The sequence below is a fragment of the Streptococcus pseudopneumoniae genome (assembly GCF_001072925.1).
Classification (GTDB): Bacteria; Bacillota; Bacilli; order Lactobacillales; family Streptococcaceae; genus Streptococcus; species Streptococcus pseudopneumoniae_Q.
Map to the genome: position 1 here is coordinate 1 of NZ_JVHE01000039.1, position 22683 is coordinate 22683.

The window sequence follows — 22683 nt, forward strand, 5'->3', positions numbered from 1 at the left end:
ATAACATTAGGATAATAAGTAAGTCTACGGCTGTCCCAGAATACAGGATTATTGAAGTAACAACATTTTGAATCATAAAATACCTCATTCAAATATATTTTTGAATGTATTTTAACATTAAACTTTGTAGATGTCAACTTCAGCTCCATCAAAATATAGATAAGAAGGTAGTGCACCAAACATTAAAAAGCCCTGCCATTGAAATGATAGCAGGGCTTAATTTCAATATCTAAATGATATTATTTATCTAAAAAGGTAGAGATTGAACTGACATATAGTGAAATGTATTGAAATTGGAAAAAAGAAAAAACGCTTAAAACAAGCATTTTTCTTATGTATTGATTCGTATTGAATGCTTACTTCACTTCTGTAAGGGTTAAATAATCGGCCTGTACCCCTTGTCATATCAAGGAGTATAGGTTTTTGAAGAAAAAAGGTAGTGATAAAGGTAGTGATTGTATTAATCTGTGAGTTCTTGTAATTTATCCAGAAAAATATCAACTGCTTCGAATTTTTTCTTTGGTGCTAGTTCAGCATATGTATCCATAGTTGTGGTAATAGACTTATGTCCCATCCTATGTTGTAGCTCTTTCCAGTTAGTTCCGGCATTGAGCATCATAGAGGCATGTGTATGTCGGAATAGGTGAAACCCATAATTTGGTAGTCCCAATTCGATAAGTCGTTTTTTTAGAGTTGCACGCTCATTTCTATCACACATATAATTTCCATAAATCGTAGGAAATATCAATTTGGATCTTGGTAAATGATGTTCTTTAAAATAGAGATTCATTTCTTGATGAAATTCCCTTAGTCCTTCTAAAGTTGATATCGGAACAGCAACTCTACGATTACCGGCATCAGTTTTAGGAGAATTCTTACAAATAATCCCTCCTTTTTGGTTCAATTTTTTATTAGCACTTTTCCACATTAAAGTTTTATTGACAATGATTTCATTAGTTTCAAAATCAAGATCAGTAATTTCTAAAGCTAATAGTTCATTGATTCGTAGTGCTGAAGCCAGTAATGTATTACAAATGATTTTAAACCGCCGATTTGCTCTCGTGTTTGGTAGTGTGTCAAGGTAAGCTAGCCAAAGTTTTAAATCCTCATCATGAAGGACCATGATACGTTCTTTAATGGCTTTGGGTTTTGGTGGTATCTTGATTGTCTTTGCAGGATTGGTTTTCAAACCGCAATTTGTTATTCCAAAATCAAAAATATCACTCATTTTATGTGCCATTGCACCAAAATCTTTTGCACTGCCTTTCGGAGCACGTTTTTTTCCAGATTCAATTGCTTGTTTGGCTTTTTTTACTAATCGATTTAGCCATAATTGAATATCTGATGCTTCGATCTGCTCAGGTTTATAATTGCCAAATTGTGGAATGATGTAAGTATCTAAGTACCCTCGAACACGGTTTATTGTGTTTTGCGAAGATACCCAAGTTTTAAAATGGCTAAACCAAAATTCAGCTAAACTTTCAAAATTACCAATTTGGATAGTTTCTTTAATAGTTGACCCAGATTTTTCAAATTGAATTTTGGATTCAACAATTTTTCTATCTAAAGCTTTTAATGTTTTAGCAGTGATTGTTCTTGTAATTCGCTTACCAGTCTTAATATCTGTTCCGATATAAACACCTTTGATTGAATAGCTTATTTCACCGTTCTGCTTGGTAGTTTTTATAACTTTTTTATTGTTGTGTTGAATGGTTTCTTTATTCATATTGCCTCTTAATTCGGATATTTAAAAGACTAAAATAAGACCCTCACCTTCTTTTAAGATGATTTTATTTTAGCATATTCCTGAGTTGTTTGTTGCATTCCTGCTTTACTATTAAGTTGATAGAAATTTAATGATGTCTTGCCGTTTATAGTAGACTGTTCTCGTTCCTTCAATAGGTGGTTCCAGACGAGCTAGTCCTTTTCTTTCCCAACTCTTCAGCGTGTTAGGTGATATATTCAATTCTTTTAGAACTTCTTTTTGAGTTATAATTTCCAAGTGATTGGAGTTGCTTTTTTTGTCAAGAAGGTTCACCAATACTTGAAGAAGATTTTCAATTTTATCTAGTTTTACTTGTTGTAGTGCATCCATATAATTATCCTTTCTAATGTCCAATAACATAGGTAAATTGTTTGGCAGTTTCTGCATCAAATGTGCGGTAACTAATTATTCCTAACCCTTTTACATTACACTCTGAGACGAGAATTGAACCATCTGATTTGACCTGTTCCACAAATGAAATGTGTCCGTATATTGGATCAGCTCCAGCTTGTCCAGGGCTAAATGATAGAGCAGAGTGCTCTGTTGGTGTGTGGGTTGTTGTAAAGCCTGGTTTATTCATCCATTGTCCACCATTTCCCATAAATGGATCAAAGTTGACTCCGACTTGTTTTCCACGGTTGAAGACATACCAGGTACATTGTCCCCATGGATAAGTGCTTGTGATATAGCCAGTAGTGTCAATAGCTGTTGTTAGACTGTAGCCAACAGGGATATCGTTTGAAGTTACTCCTCCACCATCTCTAGTTTTTCCTGTAGTTTGTTCAGGAGCTTTTGGAGTTCCTCCATGTTCATCAATGAAGGCATCCAGTTTTTGCATGGTTTCTGCACGTCTTTTTCCGGATCCTGTAGTATCTGTGAAATAAACACCACCATCGGTAGAAGGATTTAGAGTACCATTCGCAAACTTTTTAGCCTTGTCATCTTGAATTTTGAAGGTTTGGTTTTTATTTCCAATGATGGTTTGTTGGGTTAGTCCGACAACCGCAACCTCGTCATTAAAGTTATTGGCATATTCTGGATTGGAATCATAAGCCCCAAAACCAAACATATTGGCTCCAGGATTAGTGGCTACCCCAGCAGTTCCAAGGGAACTTTCATTCAGTGCGATCGCAACGATTCCACGGACATCAAGATTAGATTTAGCTTCCCATTCGAGGAGCTTTTTTCCATTAATTCGGTTCTTATCATAGGAGATTCCTAACGTATCTAAAAAGCCGTCTAATTGCTCTGCTGTAATACCGAAGCGATGAACCAGTAGGTTGTGAGTATAGGGATCTCCATCTGACCAGTGATCCGCATAAGTCACTCCATTTTGGGATTGAGGTGAGCCATTCGTTCCACCACCTCCGACAGCCCCCATAAGGATAATGATGATGAGGACCGGTAGAAAGAGAGGAATGAGACCGGCTAATAGAAACCATTTTAGTTTTTTCATCGAATCTCCTTTCTAGTTAATGTCTTATATAAGCAGTGAACAGAACAGTCCCAAAACGCCATTTTGCATCTAAAACGACTGAATAGGACTTAGCCTGTAAGATGATTTTGTCTCTTTCTTGTTCTGATACTGGAAACAAAAGAAGGAAATCGACTGAGCGTTTTCCTTCTTGGTAGGCTTGATAAAGAGTTTCTTCAAGAACTCTTGGAAAAGCAGTTCTTGAGCGTATCTTGGTATTCATATCATTCTCCTCTAAGTTGTCTTAAGCGTTCTGTTAATCGGTCTCTTCGTTCAATATTGGTTCTCAATTTATCATCTCGTGTCATGGTTTTCCTATAAGCACGAGTGAAGGCATTGGATCCTTGGGCTTTGTACATGGCTTGAGGATCTTTATATTCCTCTAATTTGTGCTCAATACTATTAATGCGGAGCTGTTTAAATGGAGAAATCCACTCTTCTTTAAGAGTTTGAAATTCCTCGTTTGAACTTGGTGTTGGCTCTACTGTGATTGCAGATTCCATTGAAGGAGTTGGTGGTATTTTTTCTTCAACTGGTTTAATCCCTTCTAGCGTTTGCTTTGTTTTCGGAATGCTTGGTTCTGGAGCATCTGGACTTATCGGAGTCTCAAGAGTTTCTGCTGGGAGCACTTCATCAGGTTGGTGCTCTGATCCCTTATTGGTAAAGAAAGATCCGACATTTTGGAAGTGACTTTTGGCATTCATCACCATTCCGGCTCCGAAACCAGCACCTGCTAAGGCAAAATTCCCAAGATGTTGAGCAGATGAAAGACTTCTCGATGGTACTTGTGAAGCTACCTCTCTGGTCTTTGTGACCCCTTTTTCAACTTTGTTTCCAATATCATTCGCAACCATTCGAGCTTTGGATCCAAGAATGAATTGGATCAGTTCAGCTTTGTATTTCCATAGAAAGAAATATACGAGTCCCTTTGAGACGACTGAAATGAGTAGTTTAAAAACAAGGCCAAAGATAATCAAGGATGGGAGTGTTTTAAGAATGCCATCAAAGCCTGTAATGATAATGTTTTCGATCATTTTCTCAATATAGAAAACTAATAGAGTTAATAGACTTGTGATAGCTGGGAAAAGTAACCCACCAAACATGACTTTTAGAACTCCAAAAATCAAATCTTGCATTCTTGGCACAAAAGACATTAATAGCACAATTGGAAAGAGCAGGATCATCATCAGAACGAGTGTCTGAGCAATGACATTTAACATTTGAATCAAAATAACTGGTATTGCTAATACAAAAGCGTCAAAAATTTTAAAAATGACATAAAACATACGAGTAAAGATGAAATCAGGCATTGCCGAAACCCAACGGTTCTTTTCGCCATCTTCATTAGCTCCATTGCCTAGTTCATCTAGATATTTAGAACGGTCTTTGGATTTAACCGCTGTAAAGTTTCCATTTTTATCGCCTGTTCCTAATACCTTACTATCGTCAAAAGTTTCTTGTTTTCCATTTTGGCTATTCTTATATTTCCCATTTTCTTGTCCAGTATTGACAAAGACATAGGCTTTATAAGATGTTTCTGCTATATAGCTATCTGCCATAGAATCACCAATTTTAATGGATTTATTATTGCCATATTCTACCTTGATATTCGTGATGTTTTTAGTAACATCTTGAGAGACATGGTTGATGGTATCTAGTAGATACAGACCACCTGATGTTCCAGCAATTGTTCCAAAATAACCAAAGCCAAGGATGAGTACCAGAAAGACATGAAGTAGAGTCCTTGAAAAAGCTCCTTTCGAAAAGAAAAACTGGTAAAAGAGATAGAAAGCTAGGATTAGAAGCAACATTGAAACGAGTGATTGTTTTGCGACTCCACCGGAACTTGAACCGATAAATCCTTTCCAGATATTCATCGCTCCATTAAATACATAGTTCTTGTAGTTGGAGTATAGATCAATTTTTTCAAGAATTCGAATCAGCAAAGAAAAGAAGCCCACCACTGCGTTTAGAATGAAAAAGAAGAAGTTGACGAAAAGCTCATTAATCAGTACCCAAGCCCCGTTAAAAGAAGCAAATCCAGTTGGCTCCATATAGGACTTGAGAGAGAAGATATCGACTCCTCTTAGTTTGTCAAAAGCTTCTTGCATGGATTCACCTCCTAACTAGCGTATTTATTTTCAAGGCTTGATGATACTGTGGCTTTCATTGGTTTTAGAAGCATATCAATATCTTCAAAGATGTTGTGTACGGAAATCATATTGAGATTGCCATAGACGTCATAGTATAGGCATTGACCAGAGATCATATTGTCAATCCATTCGAGATTGCTTTCAGTGACTTCGAGATTGACGTGTCTGAGGATATCTTCACGTTCAGATTTTTCATAGAAGGCAAAGATGGTCCCAAATCCAGTCGTGTCATCGTCATTTTCTGCATCATGTACAGATTGAGTAATCAGTGCCAAGGTATTGTTTTTGGAGCGTCCAATCCGACGCATATTTTTGATAACGGCTTTTCCTTCTGCGGACTTCATAAGAATCCATGCTTCATCAAAGAACTCAATGGTATCTTCATTTTCATTTCGTTCTCCAAAGTGGGTACAGAAGGCACCAAGCGCAAACATGAGAGCAATAGAGTTACGTTCATGATCTGAAATTTTTGTGGAATCATCCTTTGGTAGTTTGAGGTTATTGACCTCTAGAATGGTCACTCTTGATTCATAGTTAAGTCCTTGAGTGGTCCCATCTGAAAAGGCTAGTTCCAAGATAGAGTTTGTGACAATTGAGGTAAGATAACGACCAACCGAAGCAATTTCAGAGGAGGTAGAGTCTCTCAAAACTTTTAGGACGTGTTTAAATCCGACCTTCTCACCAGCGACTCGTTTCTCCACAATCGCATTAATAGCTTCTGTGATCGCTGTTTTTTGATCCATCGTGACATCATCTACAGCTTGTAGCAGAAACTCAAGCATGTTTTTTGCGACCTCTACAGCTTGTTCTTTATCTAGAACAACAATAGGATCTAAGACTCCGTGGTTTGATGGAAGTGAGCTATCCAGTGTCACAAAGTTAAAGTTCTCAATCTGTTTCTTGCGTTCAGGATAGAGACGTGCAAATTCAGGTGAGTTGATCACTTCTTGGTAGTGATTTCTAAGTTCACGTTTAGGGTCGATATAAAGGGTTTTAACATTTTGTAAAGCCACACTTAAAAAGATGATCTGAGCGAGGAAAGATTTTCCTTGACCTGTTGCACCCGTGATGATGATATGCGGGTTCTTGGTAATCTTTCCAGCGATATCTTCCTTATTTCCCACTGTCGCATTGTAGAGTACAATATTCTTTGAGGAATCAATAGCTTTCTCAATATTGTCCCAACGCCCTGTCCAGTTATCTACTCGGCCGATATACCAACCGATACGGTTTCCAGAAGAGGTATTGGTGAAGGGCATGAGCTCTGAAAATCCACGAGCTGTGACCATATGTGTCCAGGTGCGAGTTTTCTTTTGGAGGTTTTCTCCATAAAGCAGAGCTTGAAAGAGATAAGGTCCGTCTTGAGAGGCTTCACTGATTTCAACGCCCATATCATCAAAGTAATTCAAAACTACTTGCCGTCTTTGTCGTAGTTGGTTCACACTAGAAGCAGAAACAATCAGATAGGCTCCATATTCGATGATATCTTCCTTGTTTCCGACTTTCTTCATTAAGTCCTTTAGGGAGATGGAACCCATGATGATCTCGTCTTGTTGGACAGTATCGGTATTTTCTGCCTCTTCCATAATGTTTCTGTAACGTGTATTCGAGCGTCCCATTCGACCCTTGATTTTACCTGTATCAATGAATTCCGCTTTAATTCGTAGTTCTACGGGAAAGTTCAAACGTTGGATAAATTCGCCTAGGTGAAAACCATTGAATTGAACAGGAAATTTACCTACAGGAAGAATCGTCACAAAAGATGAACCATAGGGGCTTTCTAACTTGAGAAAGCCACCTTTTAAGACTTTGATCAAGGTGTCTGTGATATTGAATTGAGCACGATTGGCGAGCACCTCCTTCTTGTAGTGAGGAATATAGCGGAGGTATTGCATCCGCTGGTAATAAAAGAGTTCTTCATTGGATAAACGCTTTGCCCGAAGAACTGAGAAGGCTTGGAAAATGGTGAATTCATCACTTTTATAGTCTTCATACCAGGTGGGACATAATTCATATTCATAGCCAAGACCCTTTGCGATCTTTTCAGTGAACTCATTAAAGCTCTCATAGGCCAAGTCTTTTACTGTAGCTCCATGATTTTGTTTGCGTAAAGTCACTCCTACGACCCAGTCAAACTGATAAGGGATTTCCATTTCATCTGTTAGGCGATCCACTGTGTAGAGAAGAAGTTCTTCTCCTAGTTCACGACTGTCATCTGCTAGAGCATCTGAAAAGTCTCTCATTTTCTCTTCTAAGAGATAGTCTTTAGGGATCAGAGATATTTCAAAGAACTTGTTTTTCTGGAGCTTCTTCATCATTTGAGCAACCGTAATTTTATGTTTGCCCTTTTTTTCATCATCTGTAATTGTGATGGGAGTGTTTGGAATACGATAATAAGCAACGACTGTTTGATCTTTTTTGAGAGCTAGATTTTCATGTGTTTCCCTTATAGGATAAGTTAAAGTAATACTCATAGGTCCTCCTTTTCTATAGATTTGTTTTTTCAAAGACAATTTCTTCTACAGGCTCTATCCGATCTTCATGGTAGATAGCTTTTTTATTGATCTTAAAGTCCCAAAAGTAAATTAGGTAATCTCCAATAAAGACGTGCATCTTTTTACCGTGAGGCTCGTATTCAGTATAGAACTTAGCCAATTTGTAAGGGAGATACCAATAGAGCAAGAGAGAAATTGAGTGAGTGATTTTTGCGAGTGGCACAAAGATAAAACCTCCAAAGAGTAACATGGCCACAAAGACGATGATAAAAACAATGAAAAAGGACAACTGCATGGGTGTCGCAAAGTACCATAGTCGAGTGCCCTTTTTTGTCTTGATTTCTTGGATCCAATAAGGAGCATTTAGGCCCTTACTGTAATCATAAAGTCTTTCTTCATTCATACTTAGAGTCCTGATTCAATACCGAAGAGTCGCAGGAACCAGCCGACTGCTTTTAGGATATCTTGTCCTTTCGCAATTGAAACAATAACGGCATAGAAACCAACGACAGAGAAGAGTTGAAGCCAAGAGCTGTTCCGCCAAGCCTTGATCGCTAAGAGCACGGCAATAGCTGTCAGGATCCAAATTCCATCACCTTGAAGGAAGGTTCGTAGATTGTTTGTATTCATAGAGTTCTCCTATTCTTTATCATTTGCATAATTCAGTGGAATGGTGTGTTCTAGTTTTGAGACATAGTAGGTCTTTTCTTTTTCTGAGAGAGTAAAGGTGAAGTTTTCCGAGTGAGTGGTCCCTCCAACTTCAAAGGTAGCTTGGACATAAGCGATTAAATCATCACCGTCCTGTTTGAGATAAGTGTAGTCGATCGTTTTGAAAGTGCTATTTGCGATGATATCCACATCCTTAGCAATCAGATTAAGATTATCTTGGCTTGTGGTGTAGTTGGTAAAGAAGACCTTGAGGAATTTCTCTACTTTCTTTCGCTCGCTGTCTGAAAAATGATCATTGGCAGTGAGTTGGAGCTTATCATCTTCGCTAAAGTGTCCAGCTTGTGAGGATTCAATGGCAGAAAACCAAGGAAGGCCAGAAACGTAATATTTTCCATCTTTTTCATCAAAAGGAATATTGAAACCTGTCACAATTTCTTTTTCTTCTGTGTTGTTATCCCGATGGATGCTTTCCTTGTATTTAACCTTATAGGTCGCAACTTTCCCTTCTACAGTCACTAACTGAGAATAGACAAGTGAGCTGGGATTTCGAACTTGCCCTTGAGATTTTACTTCAGGGATGAAATTGTAAAATTTATTTAAGTAGTCAACTTGAGCTTTTTGTTTATCGCTTTCTTGTGGAAGAGTGAAATAGGCATAGACGTAGTCATTCAAGTAATACTGGAGTTTATAGTCATATTTTCTACTCGACTCCATAGGCTGTGTCTGTTGCTTTTGGGTGGATTCTACTTGGGCTTGTAGTGTACTTACCTTATTTGAGAGTGTGATAGCACGGATAGATCCCAAGAAACCAACAAAAAGGAGGAAAGAAATTCCTCCTATGACTGCGATATTGACGGTCTTTTTATTGGTGACTTTTAGTTTTGGTGGACCTCCTTTTTTCTCCACCTTTTTAAAGTGTGAAAGATATTCTTTCGCTTGAAGCAAGTAGCGTTTAGCTTTATCCATAGATCCTCCTTTAGAGGCCAGCAAGCTCAATGAGCTTTGATCCTTTTGCATAAAGGCGCTTATTGGCTTTTTCGATCTCGCCATTAATGTAATAGTAGCCTCGTAGCTCAGTTTGGAGTTTTTCGATCAGGTCAGGCTTTAGGTCTTTGGCTTCTTCTTTTTTTAGGAGACTATTTAATTCTCCAGCCTTGGTCCAAGCCTCTCTGTGATCTTTCTTTTTAAGTAATTCTCCCAGTTCATTCGTGACTTGAGAGACTTTCTTTTCAAAAATAGTTTTAGTGGCCATTTCAATTTCCTTTCTAAATTTTTCTTGATTGTCTTTGATGGTCTTTTGGATATAAGTAATGAGTGAGGGGCGCATTTTTATATTTACGCTCAACACTTGACCATCTAGCGTGAAACAGGCATGTTCATAGTCATAGAAACCTTTCGCATCTGGTGGTTTTTCGGTAGATCTTCCAGCGCATTCATAGTAGAAGTCTTTGCCTTTTCGTAAGAGAATGTACATATGCCAGAATTCTTGTTCTGGAAGAAGCAGAAAGTCTGCTTGATAAATCTTCTTTAACATCTCAAGAAGCCTCAAGCAGATCATCGTAGCCTAGAGCTTGGTAGATAAAATCTGAATCAAACCAGAGCCAGTCATTGATTTGTCCTTCTGTTGGAGTATCGCCAGAGAAGATATCTTCACAAATGACGGTTAGAGTATCTACTCCACCACGTTCACGGACAGTGTTCAAGGTGGTTAGTCCACCAGACCAAGCTTTAAAGTTTTCTAGTGAATTGATTTGAACTTTGTATTCCATATAGTTTTTCCTTTCTAGTGTTCATAGTGTTTATTGGCTTTGAGAAGTCGTAACATGGCTTTTCCTCGATCAGTGATCTCTCCGCTATTCTGAATCATTTTCATGTATTCTGTTTGGAGGATCTTGTCCGCTTCAGTGACTAGTGCAAGAGAGTTAGCAACTTGATAGGTCAGCCAGCGAATCGTTCGCTCAATACTGTATGGTTGTGGGTTAGTTGAAAGTTTTAAGGGTTCGACTCCTCCAAAGAGACGTTGCCATTTTTCATCGGGTTTATAGGCTCCAAATCGAGTGAGACCATCATAGACTTGGATTTCCTTGTTTATGATACCTCGTGCGATTTCTCCGAGATCTACACCGTTGATATATTCCTCCACAATACCTTGAGCTTTCTGATCTGAAAATCGCAATTCATAGCGATTCCAGATACCAAAAATCTCCAAGGATTCGTCCAAGGAGATGTTTTCCATTCGAGCTATTTCATAGCGCTTTTCATAAAAGTTGAAGTAGAGTTGACTTTGACGGCTCCCAAAGTAAATGGACAAGCCGTGATTCGCTTCCATGTCTTCATTATCTGTGAAAGATCCACCACCCGTGATATTCCATTTCTTGATCGTATCTAGAACAATCTCTTTGGAATAGAGCTTATCAATCAATTTGGGAATTTGAATTTGTTCGTCCTCGTGACCATAACCCTTATAAAGTTCATCCAGAGCAATATCGAGTCGCTTCACTCGAACATCTTCATAGGAATAAAGAATGTTTTGAAGAAAGATCTGCCAAGTGATTCCCTTGTCTTCTAGAAGCAATTCCAACTCACGGCATCCTTGACCGGATAGTTGAAGACAAGTTTGGTAATCATTGGTCACAGACTTATCAAAGAAATCAAAAATCCAGATATTTCCTCGTTGCCATAAGTGGGTATAATTCATGAGACGGGTTTCTTGGTCTGTAAATTCGCTAAGGTGGCAGTGAAGGAAGTTTTCACAGAAAGCATCTAAATCCTTTAATCTAGGAAAGGTCAATCGTAGATAGTCGATTTGAGCCCGAAGACTGTTTTTATCGCAATCTTGATAGTAACCAAGTTTTTCTTTAAGTTCTCTAAACTTATCAATCGTCAGTCCTCTTTCGCCTGTTTCATAAGAGCGGTAGGTTCTTGTAGGTAGATTAACAGCTTGTGCAAATGATTTTTGACTAAGTCCTGTTTGTTTTCTGAAATTCTTAATATGAAAAGGACTAATTTTGTCCATTCATCGCAACACCTCTTTCTAACAAAGTGACACACTTTTTTGACGAAAGTGACACACTTCATAAAAATTGAAAACCCAACTCCCATAAGGAATGAGGAGGGGTGGACTTGGCGTATTTGCCAAATGTAACCCCCCTATTAGAAAACGGGGGTTGAAGTTTCATCATGGCCTAGAGACTTCGGGCTACGGTCTGCGCCTGACCTGCGGTCAGGCTTGCCCTTGCCCTTGTCCTAGCCCATGATGAACAATCGTCGCTTCAACTGCTTTTGGATAAGACCTGCGTCCTCCCTCTTCAAATTGAGCGAGGATTTCAAGAAGAAGTTTTTCTTGAAAAGGATTCACTAGAATAGCGGATACAGTCCGTTCAAAGATGATCCCTTGTTCTGTTAAGAGATAGATAATCTTGCGTAAGGTTGGCATTTTAAGATTTTGTTCGTCCGCAAATTCCTTGAGTGGTCGTTTGTTTGGTCCATTTTCTATAGACTCCTCTTCCTCTATAGGATCAATTGTTTCAAGCGGTGATTTATATTCTTCAAATACTGAGAATTCTTCTCCTTCAAACTCCATGATGGGAATTTTAGAGTAGGCATCATAGAAAGAAAAGCCTTGATCAAGCGGTACATATGGAGAGAAAAACTCACCAGCTAGCTCGCCGTTGTTTGCGATATAGCCCCGTCCTTTGACCTTGACTCCATTAATTTCATCTAGCTTTTTAAACTCTTTGGTTTTATTGGCATCTCCAAACATCATGTCATATCCTGTTGATTCTAAATGACCGACGGAGAGACGCTTCATAAAGTTATCCCGAAGAGCAGTTTTAATAAATTCACCATCTGGCCGTTGCATAGCAAAGATGATAAAGACTCCAGATTGACGACCTTCTAGAACTAACTGTGAGAGATATTCCATGAGTTCTGACTGTTGGCTATAGTCACGATCAATCTTTGCCATAAGAGCTGCCCACTCGTCAACCAGAATGAATTTTGGTTTCATATCATAGTGAGTAAAGTTCTTCCCAGCTTGGAATTTTGGCGAAGTAGACATCATTTCATAGCGTTTTTCCATGAACTCTACATTCTCTTTAAAACAGTTAATGATATCTTCCTTACTAGTATAGACTCGACCATGGAAGACTGGAATTTTCTTTAATCCAGCTAGATCTGAATTCTTTGGATCACAGATATCAACAAAGCCAATTTTAGCTAGTGCATAGATTATGGTCATGAGAACAACTGTTTTTCCTCCACCTGTTCCACCGCCGATGAGAAGATGAGGTTCTTCAATATAATCCCAAGATACATCTTTCATGAGCTGGAGTTTGGATCCCTTGACTTTTACTTCATCGATGGTGATTCGGCTATCAATTCGGTTAATAGCAATTTCATACTTGATAAAGCGATTATCAAAGGTTTTATTACGAAAGTCCCCGTTAAACATGACTTCAAGAGTGGCTCCAAGGTTGAGAAAGCGATCTTGAAATTTATTACCTTCTAGAATGAAACTCGCTTCAATATTGTAGCGAGACTGTTTGATATACACTTGAGGTAAGGTGATCTTTTCAATTATCTTGTTTTCACGTCTAACCTTTTTAACGAGATAGAGGTTGTTCTCTAGCAAAAAGCGAGAAAGAATTCGAAGGCTGTTGAGTTTTTGAAAAAAGAGCAACTTTCTGTAGCAAACCCGATTGATAAACCAAGAGAAGATTAAAGAAAAGAGAAGTCCAGCTCCTAGAAAATATCCTTGAGGTAAAGGATGGACTTTTAATTCTTCTAGATGTAAGTAGCTGTAGAAACTAATAGCCAACAAAAAAGGAAACCACCAGATAAACCATGTGATTCCCTTTAGTTTACGATGAAAAACTCGAACTCTTTTTCCCCGATAGGTAAAGAGTTTCATCCTGTATCACCTCCTAGTTTTCCTTCTTATTTTCTACTGGTTTGTTTTCTTTAGTCGGTGCACCTCCAGCTTTTTTCTTGATTTTAGAAGCAAAAAGCTTATAGATATCATTGCGATTGACGTGGGTATGCGTGATAACAATATCTTCTAGTTCAACCTCTTCTCGGTATTTAATTCCTAAGTCTTCAATTTCAGACTCTGACATATCTGCGATGGTGAAAAAGAGGGTTTCGTGCTGGACAGAAGAATGGATCCCTACAACAATTCCACGGATCTCACCTGTATTGACTTGTACAAATGATCCATCAGGATTACGTTGTGAGCGATCCACTTCAAAGATGATATCAGGGCCTTCAATCCCACGGAAGGTCAATTTCCCAAGGACTTCTGGCACATCCAGCCCGTCAGTAATAACACGATAGGTTTTATCTGCAATTTGTAGTTTTTCTCCGTAGTTTAATCCAATTTTAGCCATGTGATTTTCTCCTTTTATTTCTTATTTTTTAAGTACCAATTTTTCCGCAAAGACGTTGAGGTAAGGCGCAACAGTATTGCCGTTTAAAGCGGTATCTGGGAAAAAAATTGGGTTGACTGCTTCTACTAGAGCATCTTCTGGAAAGACTGTTGTAGAGGCTGGTGTAATGACATGAAAGGCTCCGTGCTCTGCGCTGTTTAGAATGTGGCGTTGGTATTTGCCTTCTTTTCCAAAAATGAATTTAGGAGCATTTCCCAAACGTTCATAGTAAGCAGGGCCAATAAATTCTGGTTTCATTTTAAGTGTTTCTGAGATCATAAGATTTTCCTTTCTGAGTGTAAAATAAAAAGAGTTAAGCTAGTTGCTTCACTCTTGAGTAATAGTGTGTAAAAAGTTTGCGTTTAAACATACGACTATAGAATTGAATATCCCCATGAGAGTAGCCATTTCTACGAGCATTTTGAGCTAGATGATCTAGATCTACTTGCGCTTGAGCATAGAGTTTAGCCTGTAGTTTATCAGATTCACTAAACATGCCATAGGTGAATTCATAATTATCATAGAGTCGTTTACATTGTAATGCGAAAAAAGTTTTGCATATCGTTCTCCTTTATTGTAATAAGTAAAAAAGCTACTAAGTGAAAAAAGGAAAGAACTTAGTAGCTTGAGAGTAAGTCTATCAATAATGATAGACAGCAGTAAAGAAAAGTTATTTGGTTGGAAAGATCCCTCTTTCCACGGTGGCAACGTTTAGCAAGGTGCTTTGCGTCAATTACCATCGCTTTCCCAGCCAATCTCTTCAGGTAGTCCTCATCATACCCAAGGGATTCTCTTACGCCCTTTGGCGAAGCCAGTTCACTTTACTATTCGGAAAAGTGCGAAAGTCCGAAATGCGTGGAAGCCCACAAGAAATTAGTCTTGTTTTATATCTTCACTTCAACCATAAAACGGACTTGACTTTTCTTATCAAAACATTTACAATAAAGGTACGAAGTTTATGTGTAGTTCTGATGATCAGTCCTCTGGTTGTCAGACGCACTTTTTATTTAATTGTCAATGATCTAAGCCTTCTAAAATAAGGTTATTATTTTTAGAAGATATATACTCTTTCGAATATATTTATATTATATACTCGTTTGAGTATATTGTCAAGAGATTATTGCAAAATATTTTAAAATTTTTTGAGGAATTAGAAATGGGATTTCCAGAACGATTAAAAGAACTCCGTTTGAAAAAAGGATTGACACAAAAGGAAATTGCGGAAGAATTTGGTATCAAACAACCTAATTATCAGCAATGGGAAAGTGGAAAAAGAAAACCATCGTCTAAAACTTTAGAGAAATTTGCGAATTTCTTTGGAGTTACGATGGACTACCTTGCAGGGAATGATGAGGAGCTAGATAATGTTGAACTGCTTTTTCGTATGAATTCAAAAGGTTTAACTGAAGAAGAAAAAGAAATCTTCAAAAAAGAGTTGATTGAGTTTATGGAAGAACGCAAGAAGGCGTTTGGGAAAGATATAGATCAATAAAGAAAATGCAATATGGAAAGTTTTGAAATTGAAATACCTAAAAAGAGCATTTTGAAGTTGATCTCAGAAAAATTAGAACAAGTATAAAAAAGTGGACAACCGTCCACTTTTTTTATACAATAAACTCAACCAAACTGGTTTAGTTTTGTAATTTATACTTAAAGGAGGTATCATTCTTTGAATGAATTGTATACAAGAATAAGTAAGTCTACAAAACATATATTATACCAATACATGAAAGATAATGATATTTCATTATTAAATTATAATTTTAATTACTTCTTTCAACATTGTATTCAGAAATATAAGATTCAGGTGATTAGTCACCATTTCTCAAATCATAAGATTGAAGGCTTAACTGTTATTGATGAATTAGGTATTAGTTTTTCATATGAAAAGGATAATCCAATTGTAAAACAGAATTTTACTCTGTGTCATGAACTGGGGCATTTTATACTTAAGCATGAAGGCACTTATTTTGCTGAATCTATTGATAATCAGGAGAACCTACTAGAGCGAGAAGCGAATATCTTCTCTGCTATCGTATTAATGCCTGACATTGTTTTGTTGTCAAAGATTTATTATAGTTGCGACACCTTTCAACACATTCAAAATAGTCTGGATGTTTCAAAGCAGGCATTGTTCTTTCGCCTTTTAGATCTTCTTAGAGAGTATTATCCCGAACAAGAAAGTACCATTAAACAAGCTATCGATGCTTATATTGATGGACAAAATGCCTCTCTACTCCTTTTGTTTCACAGCATCAAAGAACATATTATTACAGAGTTTAATGACTACCAAACTTCTCTAATTAAGAAGATAGAACTATCCATAAGCAAAAGAGGCTTCGTTACTAGTCAAGAGTATCCTGAACTTTTGAATCAAGAGAATTGGGAATCCATAAAGGATTATCATGACAATCTAAAAATATGGCTCGTTTATAACAAAGGAAAATCTATAGCTTATGTTTGGGATAAGAATAAGCTAACGGACAAAGAGGCAAGACAAAAAGCTGAATTGAAACTACTGTTAATGTGAGGTAAGTGATGTATCAACCAGAAAAACTAAAGGCTCGTAGAAAAGAGCTAAAAATGACTCAAAAAGATATTGCAGATCGATTAGGTATTAGTTATCAAGCTTATTCCGCATGGGAGCGTGGAGTAAAACAACCATCTAAAGAAAAAGTAAAGCAGTTAGAGCATATTCTAGATGTCCCAATAGGTTATTTTACAGAGCTTGAATTCGTTCGGCTATATAATGCTCTATCGGATGAAGGAAAAGGTCAAGCACTTAGCTATGTCAGAAACCTAGTTAAAAAAGAAACATGTAAGAACGTTGTTTCAATATCAGCAAAATTATACGAATACCATGTTTACGAAAAAATGTCGGCTGGTATCGGTTCATCAGTTTATAATGATCAGGACTATGATACTGTTTATTTTGATGAAGAACTAGCTCATGACTTTGCTTCATGGGTATCTGGAGACTCGATGGAGCCCAAATATAAAAATGGCTCTGTGGCTCTCATTCGTGAGACAGGGTTTGATTATGATGGAGCAGTTTATGCCGTAGTCTGTAATAGCCAAACCTACATTAAACGAGTTTATCGTGAAGAACACGGCTTAAAGTTAGTTTCTATCAATCCAAAGTATAGAGATATTTTTCTTTCATATGATGAAGATCCGCGAATAGTAGGAATTATTGTTGGTAATTTTGTACCAATAAAACTCTAACAACATTTTATTTACGTTTATTTTCTATTTCTGATGATTATGTAATAGAGGAATGTAGAAATCATTTACATGGAAACTCTATACGCCAATCTTTTAAATATTTAGATAAATTACGAAATGTTACAAAAATATTTCAAAAAGCACTTGACAATGTGTGATATTGTAATATAATGGTTTCTATCAAATAAAGTGAGGGATCATGATGATGAAAAAATGGACAAGTTTAGCACTTTTAGGATTAACTTCTGCAAGCCTACTCGTAGCCTGTGGTTCAAAAAAAGAGGAGAGCAAATCTTCTGCCAAAGAAGCACAAACAACGGTGAAGTCTAGTCAGAAAAAAGCAAAAGCATCTTCTGGAAAGAAAGAGACAAAAGCTACTGAAGCTGCTTCACAAGAAGGGACACAAGCTCCTTCTCAAGATGCAGCAAACTCAGGTCAAACCAAAACAGGATCTGCTTCAGCAAGCACTGATAAGGCCACAGCTTCGTCTCAAATGGTTCCAGAAGAGCTGGTAGGGACTTGGACAGGAACAACTGAATTGGCCAAAGATGTCCAAATGACAGTGGCTGCAGACGGAACGGTCACTACGACAGCGAACTTTTATCAAGCTGATTATAATCCAATTCGCACAGCGACAGCTAGAGCCAAGGCAGTCCAAGCTTCTGGAAATATCTACTACTGGGAAACAGAAGAACCTGGAGATCTTGATGCCCTTCTTCCAGGTATTTCTGGACTTGGGGGAGCCAATGCCAAGGTAAAACCCGGTTTTATTTTGGAAGAGGGCCATTATACACCAATTTTATTTGTAACGGGGCTTAATGAAAATTTTGATTATAGCAAATACACCGATTTCCGTGTTTCCCTTACAAAATAAAAACATATTCAATGCTCTTAAAATTAACAACACCCTAAAAGTTAGATTTCCATCTATACTTTCAGGGTGTTTTCTTATAACCTAATATACAAATGAGGCTGGGTCACACTTTTTCAATGGCTCTACGCAATATTGAGTAGACCTTGAGTTTCTTTATCTAATTTTATCCACTGGATTGTTCAGGACGGTTTTCAATTCAGGACAATATTTACTTACCTCAAATTCAATAATCTCATATTGAGCAATCTCATTTTGATAGAATGGATCGTGTGTAATGATTTCTTGAACGGCTTCTTTATTTTTAGCTATCATGAGAATGATACCGCCGGTTCTTGGATTTTTTCTTCCAGATGCGATAAAAAGACCTTTTGTATAATACTGATTTAAAAAATCTATGTGTTTTTCTAAGTGTTTTTCAACTTCATCAAGGGATTTTATATAGGTAAGATTTACAATAAACATAAGTTACTCCTTTAAAATAAATGATAAATAGATTATAATACTTTACAAACTACCTGAATAGTAGGCACATTTTTGTAAGGAGAAAAAATGTTAACAAATAAAAATTGGAACTGTAGTATGTCTCGAGTCTTAGATGTGGTTGGTGGGAAATGGAGGATGAATATATTATGGGTTATAAACAAGCATAAGAAAATTCGTTTCAATCAATTGAGAAGAGAAGTTGAAGGGATTACAACTATCAGTTTGACACGTGGATTAGATGTTTTAATAGAGAACCAATTGGTTGAGAAATATGATTATGAGTCTTTGCCTCTTCATACAGAATATGAGTTGACAGAAAAAGGTAAATCACTGATGCCGATTTTAAAGGACTTGAATCAATGGGGAAAAGAATGGTTGCATTAAATTTTCTTCTTCTTTTTGTCACTTTCATCTTGCCACTTAGGTTCTCATTTTGACCGCTTATACCAAAAGGCCGTTTTTAAAACGGCTTTTTTGCTAGACTGATACTGTCAAAAAGGAGAGAGAACATGATATTACAAGCTAAAAACATCAGTAAACGGTATGGAAATCATCTAGTGGTTGAACATATTCACCTACAGTTTGAAAAGGGAACGTTTAATGCGATTCTAGGACCAAATGGGGCGGAGAAATCAACGACTGAGAAATAAGATTATTGACTCACTATTTATGGAAGTAGTTATTTAAGAGAGAAAGATGAGTTACCAGAAAGTTACTAAAATTTGAAAAATGAGTCTATTTTGCAAGATTCAAAAGTCCTAAAACCCTATTAAATCAAGGTTATAAGATTTAAAAAATGTATTCATAGAACTCAAAATCTTGCTTTGCTTGTCTTGGCAGGCTAGACAGGGTATAAGTGGAAGATAAGATGAATAAAATGGAGAAGACTCTAATGGTTCTTCTCCATTTTTTTATCTAATTGGTAATGTTGAAAATCGGAAGTGAAATGATACTTTCAAAGAATTCATTTTGAACACTAGCAAACGAAATAGAGCCCTGATGCAAATCAACAATTTGTTTTGAAATTTTTAGCCCAATTCCAGTCGTTCTAATTTTAGAAATATCAATGTTTTTAAAAGATAATTCATTAAGTTCAGCAATTTTTTCTGGTGAAGCTCCCTGTCCATTATCTTTGATTTCGACAATTACATTTGTATCTTTTTTGAATAAGTGGATTCTTATTGTGCACCCCTTTTCGTTATGTAAAACAGAGTTGTAGATGATATTATGGATAACTCTTGTGATTAAAAACTGCTCAATCATGATAGATTGATTAACAAGTGAATCATCGTAATCAAATTCAAATTCAAAATCATTCCAGATTTCTTGATTTAAAATATGGATGAGAATGTCTTTAAAGAAGGGGATAATTTTTGTTTCAGTCTGATTTAATTGAAGATGACCGGATGAAAGGCGAGCTACTATATTTAAGTCATTTAAAACATTTTGGATGTAATAGGATTCCGTCAATATTGGACGAATATGTTTTTTAAACTGTGTATCTAGTTCAGAATCATTTAACAAGGACGCGTTAGAAATGATGACAGAAAGAGGTGTTTTGATATCGTGTGCAATACCTGAAATCCATTGCTCTTTAAAGACTTCATTCTCTTTGAGTAGAGTATCGGTTTGATTAATTGCAGTTGTAAGATATTCTAGTTCTGATATAGAATTTATTGGATTTTTCAAACCATCTGGGAGATTCTGAATAGCAGTTACAAGAGGCACAATTTTACGATTGATATGCGTCACGCCATAGTAGTAAAGAAAAGCGAAATAAAGGCAGTTGAAAAGCAATACTCCAAATGCTATTAGTGGAAACAGGCGGAGACTATCTATATCTAAGTAATTAAAACTATAACGAGCAATTTTATCTTTTGGAAAACCAACAACAATGATGTATCCACCTTTTATCTGACTAAAAACAGGATAATCTGAAAGATAATAGCGAGAAAACTGTAAAATGTCCCCGTAGTCAAATTGCGAAGGAACTTCTGTAGGTTTATACTGTTCGAACACTTGTTTTCCAGTCTGCTTATCCAATACCATGAGCCATAACTTTTGTTCTTTTAGACTAGAAATATCATTTTCAGGTATGTGGACGTTATTATTTGTGATGGTAATGTGTTCAGAAATTATTTTCACAGTCTCAGTAGCAGTTTGCTTTTTACTAATGTAGAAAACAAAACTGGCAATTAGAATAATATTGGTAATAAAGATAATGATGGAAGAAAAGATAAATTTCTTTAGTGAATACCTTAAAATTTTGGTTTGATTCATAATCATGATAACAATTTATATCCTAGCCCTTTAGCTGTCTTTAAATATTGAGGTTTTGAAGGATTTTCTTCTATTTTTTCTCGAATTTTCCGAATATGTACAGTCAAAGAGTTTTCATAACCAAAGCTATCCACTCCCCAAATCGTATCACAGAGAGATTCGGTTGAAACGATGTAATTTTTATTATCGTAAAGTTTTTTCAAAATCTGAATTTCAATTGGCGTAATAGAAATTTCTGCTCCATTTTTTTGTACTGTTGCATTCCGAAAACTCACCAAAGTCTGTCCAATCTGTATTGTTTCCTGTTCTGATTTATAACTTCTACGGAGCAGAGCCATAATACGATAGATAAGATTTTTTGGAATGAAGGGTTTCATGATATAATCATCACCACCAGCATTGAAACCAGCTATCTCATCTTCAGGATTATTTTTGGCAGTCAGAAAGAGGATAGGAGTATCGCCTTTTTTTCGGATATGTTTTGCTAATGTGTAGCCATCACCATCGGGTAGCATAATGTCCAAAAGGAAAAGGTCGAACTGCTCTATTTCAATCATGTCCAAACTAGATTCTATATCATAGGCTGATGTTAGATTGGAAAATCCGTAGGCAGTGAGAATATCTCTTATGGAAGAGTTTAAAATTTTGTCGTCATCAATGATAAGGATGTGCTTATTCAGGAGTTGTTGTTCGAAACTCATAATCTTACCTCGCTTATTTAAATTATACCATTTAAAAGAGTGAAAAAAAGAAAAATACTTTAATCTTAATGTAAAATTAAGGTTAGCTTAGTTTAAAATTAATCTAGCATGTCTATAATAAAGACATAACCTAGATAGAGATACTTCTCAAATAAATTTTAATCAGTGAGGTATTTCCAAATGGCTAAACAACAAATGAATCTCGTTGAGGAGGAAGTTCATAATGATTAGTAATGTTTTACAGATAAAAAACTTACAAAAGGAATTTAAGGACACTCAGGTAGTTAACCTTAGTTCCTTATCAGTTCAACAAGGTGAGATTTATGGTTTTCTAGGTCCAAATGGAGCTGGGAAAACAACCACCATGAAGATGATTTTGTCTTTGATTTCTCGTACAGCTGGGGATATTGAAGTGTTCGGTCAATCCATAGGTACGGACAAGCAGTATCTTAATCAGATTGGCTCTATGATTGAAGAACCGTCTTATTATCCTAATTTGACAGGCTATGAAAATCTCTTGGTTTTCCAAAAAATCCTTGGATTTGATAAGAAAAATATTCAGGAAACCTTGAAAATTGTTGGGTTAGATCAACCTAAAAACAAGAAAAAATTGGTTAAAGATTATTCTCTGGGTATGAAACAGCGTTTGGCTTTAGCCTTTGCCTTAGTCAAGAAACCGCGTTTGTTGATACTGGATGAACCAACTAACGGGCTAGACCCAGCAGGGATTCATGAAATTCGGGAACTGATTATCAAGTTGGCAAAAGAACAGGGCATTACTGTCTTCATCTCTACCCATATCCTTTCTGAAGTAGAGCATATCGCTGACCGTGTAGGGATTATCAATCATGGTCAACTCGTTTACGAGGGAGAAATTCGTAAAATTCAGTCCAATAAATGGCTGGAAGTGCGTGGGGATTTTAGAGGTCGACATGAAGCCATTAGCCAAGTGTTATTTGGTTATCCGTGCAAGATGTTAGAAATACATGAGGATAAACTCAAGCTGACTAACCTTGCCGACCAGCAGATTTCTAGTTTGTTACGAGATTTAATAGTCGAGGAAGTTCCAATTTATGAAGTGAAGCAAGAACAAGAAACCTTGGAATCTATCTTCCTCAACTTAACCAAGGAGTGAGTC

General features: G+C 36.7%; 26 protein-coding genes and 2 pseudogenes. 8 read left to right on the forward strand and 20 right to left on the reverse strand.

The features are described from left to right. Window positions 1-76, reverse strand: a pseudogene (locus ADH81_RS10590) (cadmium transporter); the annotation flags it as partial. A 28-nt stretch (window positions 77-104) separates the two neighbouring features. Between ADH81_RS10590 and ADH81_RS11410 the strand changes: the two are divergent. Next, window positions 105-233: a FanG protein gene (locus ADH81_RS11410; RefSeq protein WP_080979257.1), complete on the forward strand. Its 129-nt coding sequence runs from the start codon at window positions 105-107 to the stop codon at window positions 231-233. A gap of 227 nt (window positions 234-460) precedes the next feature. On the opposite strand, the gene ADH81_RS01525 is transcribed toward ADH81_RS11410, so the two are convergent. The 16 genes from ADH81_RS01525 to ADH81_RS01600 form a co-directional block, all read right to left on the reverse strand. Continuing rightward, a complete protein-coding gene (locus tag ADH81_RS01525; protein ID WP_001031496.1) occupies window positions 461-1726 on the reverse strand; it encodes a tyrosine-type recombinase/integrase in 1266 nt (421 codons plus the stop codon). Window positions 1727-1837: 111 nt separating this feature from the next. Beyond that, window positions 1838-2095 (reverse strand): MerR family transcriptional regulator, encoded by a 258-nt coding sequence (locus tag ADH81_RS01530; protein WP_000339502.1) that lies wholly within the window; start codon window positions 2093-2095, stop codon window positions 1838-1840. Window positions 2096-2108: 13 nt separating this feature from the next. Next, on the reverse strand, window positions 2109-3221 hold the full coding sequence (locus ADH81_RS01535; RefSeq protein WP_000734464.1) for a CHAP domain-containing protein: 1113 nt from the start codon (window positions 3219-3221) through the stop codon (window positions 2109-2111). 16 nt (window positions 3222-3237) lie between these two features. Continuing rightward, complete coding sequence (locus ADH81_RS01540; protein WP_001092961.1) at window positions 3238-3462, reverse strand: hypothetical protein; 225 nt, start codon at window positions 3460-3462, stop codon at window positions 3238-3240. Between the two features lies 1 nt (window position 3463). Beyond that, window positions 3464-5350, reverse strand: a complete 1887-nt coding sequence (locus ADH81_RS01545) for a hypothetical protein (RefSeq protein WP_049526002.1) — start codon at window positions 5348-5350, stop codon at window positions 3464-3466. Between the two features lie 11 nt (window positions 5351-5361). Beyond that, window positions 5362-7866 (reverse strand): ATP-binding protein, encoded by a 2505-nt coding sequence (locus ADH81_RS01550; RefSeq protein ID WP_049526004.1) that lies wholly within the window; start codon window positions 7864-7866, stop codon window positions 5362-5364. Window positions 7867-7879: 13 nt separating this feature from the next. Beyond that, window positions 7880-8290 carry a conjugal transfer protein gene (locus tag ADH81_RS01555; protein WP_049503699.1) on the reverse strand — a complete coding sequence of 137 codons (411 nt, stop codon included), beginning with the start codon at window positions 8288-8290 and terminating at the stop codon, window positions 7880-7882. 2 nt (window positions 8291-8292) lie between these two features. Continuing rightward, window positions 8293-8517 carry a TcpD family membrane protein gene (locus tag ADH81_RS01560; RefSeq protein ID WP_001095596.1) on the reverse strand — a complete coding sequence of 75 codons (225 nt, stop codon included), beginning with the start codon at window positions 8515-8517 and terminating at the stop codon, window positions 8293-8295. 9 nt (window positions 8518-8526) lie between these two features. Continuing rightward, window positions 8527-9522: a conjugal transfer protein gene (locus ADH81_RS01565; protein ID WP_049503701.1), complete on the reverse strand. Its 996-nt coding sequence runs from the start codon at window positions 9520-9522 to the stop codon at window positions 8527-8529. A 10-nt stretch (window positions 9523-9532) separates the two neighbouring features. After that, the gene (locus tag ADH81_RS01570) at window positions 9533-10090 is read right to left on the reverse strand and encodes a hypothetical protein (protein WP_049526006.1); all 558 of its coding nucleotides are present in this window, start codon (window positions 10088-10090) and stop codon (window positions 9533-9535) included. Between the two features lies 1 nt (window position 10091). Next, window positions 10092-10325, reverse strand: a complete 234-nt coding sequence (locus ADH81_RS01575) for a hypothetical protein (RefSeq protein WP_000456042.1) — start codon at window positions 10323-10325, stop codon at window positions 10092-10094. Window positions 10326-10339: 14 nt separating this feature from the next. After that, a complete protein-coding gene (locus ADH81_RS01580) occupies window positions 10340-11572 on the reverse strand; it encodes a replication initiation factor domain-containing protein (RefSeq protein WP_049526008.1) in 1233 nt (410 codons plus the stop codon). A gap of 207 nt (window positions 11573-11779) precedes the next feature. Beyond that, complete coding sequence (locus ADH81_RS01585; protein ID WP_049526010.1) at window positions 11780-13468, reverse strand: FtsK/SpoIIIE domain-containing protein; 1689 nt, start codon at window positions 13466-13468, stop codon at window positions 11780-11782. A gap of 13 nt (window positions 13469-13481) precedes the next feature. Beyond that, window positions 13482-13943, reverse strand: coding sequence for a hypothetical protein (locus ADH81_RS01590; RefSeq protein ID WP_049526012.1), 462 nt, complete (start codon window positions 13941-13943; stop codon window positions 13482-13484). Window positions 13944-13964: 21 nt separating this feature from the next. Then, window positions 13965-14261, reverse strand: a complete 297-nt coding sequence (locus tag ADH81_RS01595) for a hypothetical protein (protein WP_049526014.1) — start codon at window positions 14259-14261, stop codon at window positions 13965-13967. Between the two features lie 34 nt (window positions 14262-14295). Continuing rightward, a complete protein-coding gene (locus ADH81_RS01600; RefSeq protein ID WP_006595225.1) occupies window positions 14296-14478 on the reverse strand; it encodes a hypothetical protein in 183 nt (60 codons plus the stop codon). 660 nt (window positions 14479-15138) lie between these two features. On the opposite strand from ADH81_RS01600, the gene ADH81_RS01605 reads away from it, so the two are divergent. The 4 genes from ADH81_RS01605 to ADH81_RS01620 all read left to right on the forward strand — a co-directional run bounded on the left by ADH81_RS01605 (window position 15139) and on the right by ADH81_RS01620 (window position 18081). Continuing rightward, complete coding sequence (locus ADH81_RS01605; RefSeq protein WP_049526020.1) at window positions 15139-15474, forward strand: helix-turn-helix domain-containing protein; 336 nt, start codon at window positions 15139-15141, stop codon at window positions 15472-15474. 177 nt (window positions 15475-15651) lie between these two features. Then, window positions 15652-16512: an ImmA/IrrE family metallo-endopeptidase gene (locus ADH81_RS01610; RefSeq protein WP_049526022.1), complete on the forward strand. Its 861-nt coding sequence runs from the start codon at window positions 15652-15654 to the stop codon at window positions 16510-16512. Between the two features lie 8 nt (window positions 16513-16520). Continuing rightward, window positions 16521-17207, forward strand: coding sequence for a helix-turn-helix domain-containing protein (locus tag ADH81_RS01615; RefSeq protein WP_049526023.1), 687 nt, complete (start codon window positions 16521-16523; stop codon window positions 17205-17207). A gap of 205 nt (window positions 17208-17412) precedes the next feature. Further along, a complete protein-coding gene (locus ADH81_RS01620) occupies window positions 17413-18081 on the forward strand; it encodes a hypothetical protein (protein ID WP_049526062.1) in 669 nt (222 codons plus the stop codon). A gap of 153 nt (window positions 18082-18234) precedes the next feature. Here the strand turns inward: ADH81_RS01620 and ADH81_RS01625 are convergent, their stop codons facing one another. Further along, complete coding sequence (locus ADH81_RS01625) at window positions 18235-18543, reverse strand: YciI family protein (protein ID WP_049526025.1); 309 nt, start codon at window positions 18541-18543, stop codon at window positions 18235-18237. An 87-nt stretch (window positions 18544-18630) separates the two neighbouring features. On the opposite strand from ADH81_RS01625, the gene ADH81_RS01630 reads away from it, so the two are divergent. Both ADH81_RS01630 and ADH81_RS10600 read left to right on the forward strand, forming a co-directional pair. Then, the gene (locus ADH81_RS01630; protein WP_080979259.1) at window positions 18631-18948 is read left to right on the forward strand and encodes a winged helix-turn-helix transcriptional regulator; all 318 of its coding nucleotides are present in this window, start codon (window positions 18631-18633) and stop codon (window positions 18946-18948) included. A 125-nt stretch (window positions 18949-19073) separates the two neighbouring features. Beyond that, window positions 19074-19205, forward strand: a pseudogene (locus ADH81_RS10600) (ABC transporter ATP-binding protein); the annotation flags it as partial. A gap of 274 nt (window positions 19206-19479) precedes the next feature. On the opposite strand, the gene ADH81_RS01635 reads toward ADH81_RS10600, so the two are convergent. Beyond that, a complete protein-coding gene (locus ADH81_RS01635) occupies window positions 19480-20850 on the reverse strand; it encodes a sensor histidine kinase (RefSeq protein ID WP_049526027.1) in 1371 nt (456 codons plus the stop codon). Then, window positions 20847-21545 carry a response regulator transcription factor gene (locus tag ADH81_RS01640; protein ID WP_006149379.1) on the reverse strand — a complete coding sequence of 233 codons (699 nt, stop codon included), beginning with the start codon at window positions 21543-21545 and terminating at the stop codon, window positions 20847-20849. The genes ADH81_RS01635 and ADH81_RS01640 overlap by 4 nt, the downstream gene beginning before the upstream one ends. 223 nt (window positions 21546-21768) lie before the next feature. On the opposite strand from ADH81_RS01640, the gene ADH81_RS01645 reads away from it, so the two are divergent. Continuing rightward, window positions 21769-22680, forward strand: a complete 912-nt coding sequence (locus ADH81_RS01645) for an ABC transporter ATP-binding protein (protein WP_080979260.1) — start codon at window positions 21769-21771, stop codon at window positions 22678-22680. Window positions 22681-22683: the final 3 nt, after the last annotated feature.

Bases quoted from the DNA above. Each gene is read 5' to 3' on its own strand.
- ADH81_RS01620 (WP_049526062.1), top strand. From the start codon at position 17,413: ATGAAAAAATGGACAAGTTTAGCACTTTTAGGATTAACTTCTGCAAGC.
- ADH81_RS01605 (WP_049526020.1), top strand. From the start codon at position 15,139: ATGGGATTTCCAGAACGATTAAAAGAACTCCGTTTGAAAAAAGGATTG.
- ADH81_RS01635 (WP_049526027.1), bottom strand. From the start codon at position 20,850: ATGATTATGAATCAAACCAAAATTTTAAGGTATTCACTAAAGAAATTT.
- ADH81_RS01640 (WP_006149379.1), bottom strand. From the start codon at position 21,545: ATGAGTTTCGAACAACAACTCCTGAATAAGCACATCCTTATCATTGAT.
- ADH81_RS01630 (WP_080979259.1), top strand. From the start codon at position 18,631: ATGTTAACAAATAAAAATTGGAACTGTAGTATGTCTCGAGTCTTAGAT.
- ADH81_RS01600 (WP_006595225.1), bottom strand. From the start codon at position 14,478: ATGTTTAGTGAATCTGATAAACTACAGGCTAAACTCTATGCTCAAGCG.
- ADH81_RS01565 (WP_049503701.1), bottom strand. From the start codon at position 9,522: ATGGATAAAGCTAAACGCTACTTGCTTCAAGCGAAAGAATATCTTTCA.
- ADH81_RS01525 (WP_001031496.1), bottom strand. From the start codon at position 1,726: ATGAATAAAGAAACCATTCAACACAACAATAAAAAAGTTATAAAAACT.
- ADH81_RS11410 (WP_080979257.1), top strand. From the start codon at position 105: ATGTATTTTAACATTAAACTTTGTAGATGTCAACTTCAGCTCCATCAA.
- ADH81_RS01575 (WP_000456042.1), bottom strand. From the start codon at position 10,325: ATGGAATACAAAGTTCAAATCAATTCACTAGAAAACTTTAAAGCTTGG.
- ADH81_RS01625 (WP_049526025.1), bottom strand. From the start codon at position 18,543: ATGTTTATTGTAAATCTTACCTATATAAAATCCCTTGATGAAGTTGAA.
- ADH81_RS01580 (WP_049526008.1), bottom strand. From the start codon at position 11,572: ATGGACAAAATTAGTCCTTTTCATATTAAGAATTTCAGAAAACAAACA.
- ADH81_RS01555 (WP_049503699.1), bottom strand. From the start codon at position 8,290: ATGAATGAAGAAAGACTTTATGATTACAGTAAGGGCCTAAATGCTCCT.
- ADH81_RS01585 (WP_049526010.1), bottom strand. From the start codon at position 13,468: ATGAAACTCTTTACCTATCGGGGAAAAAGAGTTCGAGTTTTTCATCGT.
- ADH81_RS01590 (WP_049526012.1), bottom strand. From the start codon at position 13,943: ATGGCTAAAATTGGATTAAACTACGGAGAAAAACTACAAATTGCAGAT.
- ADH81_RS01540 (WP_001092961.1), bottom strand. From the start codon at position 3,462: ATGAATACCAAGATACGCTCAAGAACTGCTTTTCCAAGAGTTCTTGAA.
- ADH81_RS01530 (WP_000339502.1), bottom strand. From the start codon at position 2,095: ATGGATGCACTACAACAAGTAAAACTAGATAAAATTGAAAATCTTCTT.
- ADH81_RS01595 (WP_049526014.1), bottom strand. From the start codon at position 14,261: ATGATCTCAGAAACACTTAAAATGAAACCAGAATTTATTGGCCCTGCT.
- ADH81_RS01535 (WP_000734464.1), bottom strand. From the start codon at position 3,221: ATGAAAAAACTAAAATGGTTTCTATTAGCCGGTCTCATTCCTCTCTTT.
- ADH81_RS01645 (WP_080979260.1), top strand. From the start codon at position 21,769: ATGATTAGTAATGTTTTACAGATAAAAAACTTACAAAAGGAATTTAAG.
- ADH81_RS01560 (WP_001095596.1), bottom strand. From the start codon at position 8,517: ATGAATACAAACAATCTACGAACCTTCCTTCAAGGTGATGGAATTTGG.
- ADH81_RS01545 (WP_049526002.1), bottom strand. From the start codon at position 5,350: ATGCAAGAAGCTTTTGACAAACTAAGAGGAGTCGATATCTTCTCTCTC.
- ADH81_RS01570 (WP_049526006.1), bottom strand. From the start codon at position 10,090: ATGTTAAAGAAGATTTATCAAGCAGACTTTCTGCTTCTTCCAGAACAA.
- ADH81_RS01615 (WP_049526023.1), top strand. From the start codon at position 16,521: ATGTATCAACCAGAAAAACTAAAGGCTCGTAGAAAAGAGCTAAAAATG.
- ADH81_RS01550 (WP_049526004.1), bottom strand. From the start codon at position 7,866: ATGAGTATTACTTTAACTTATCCTATAAGGGAAACACATGAAAATCTA.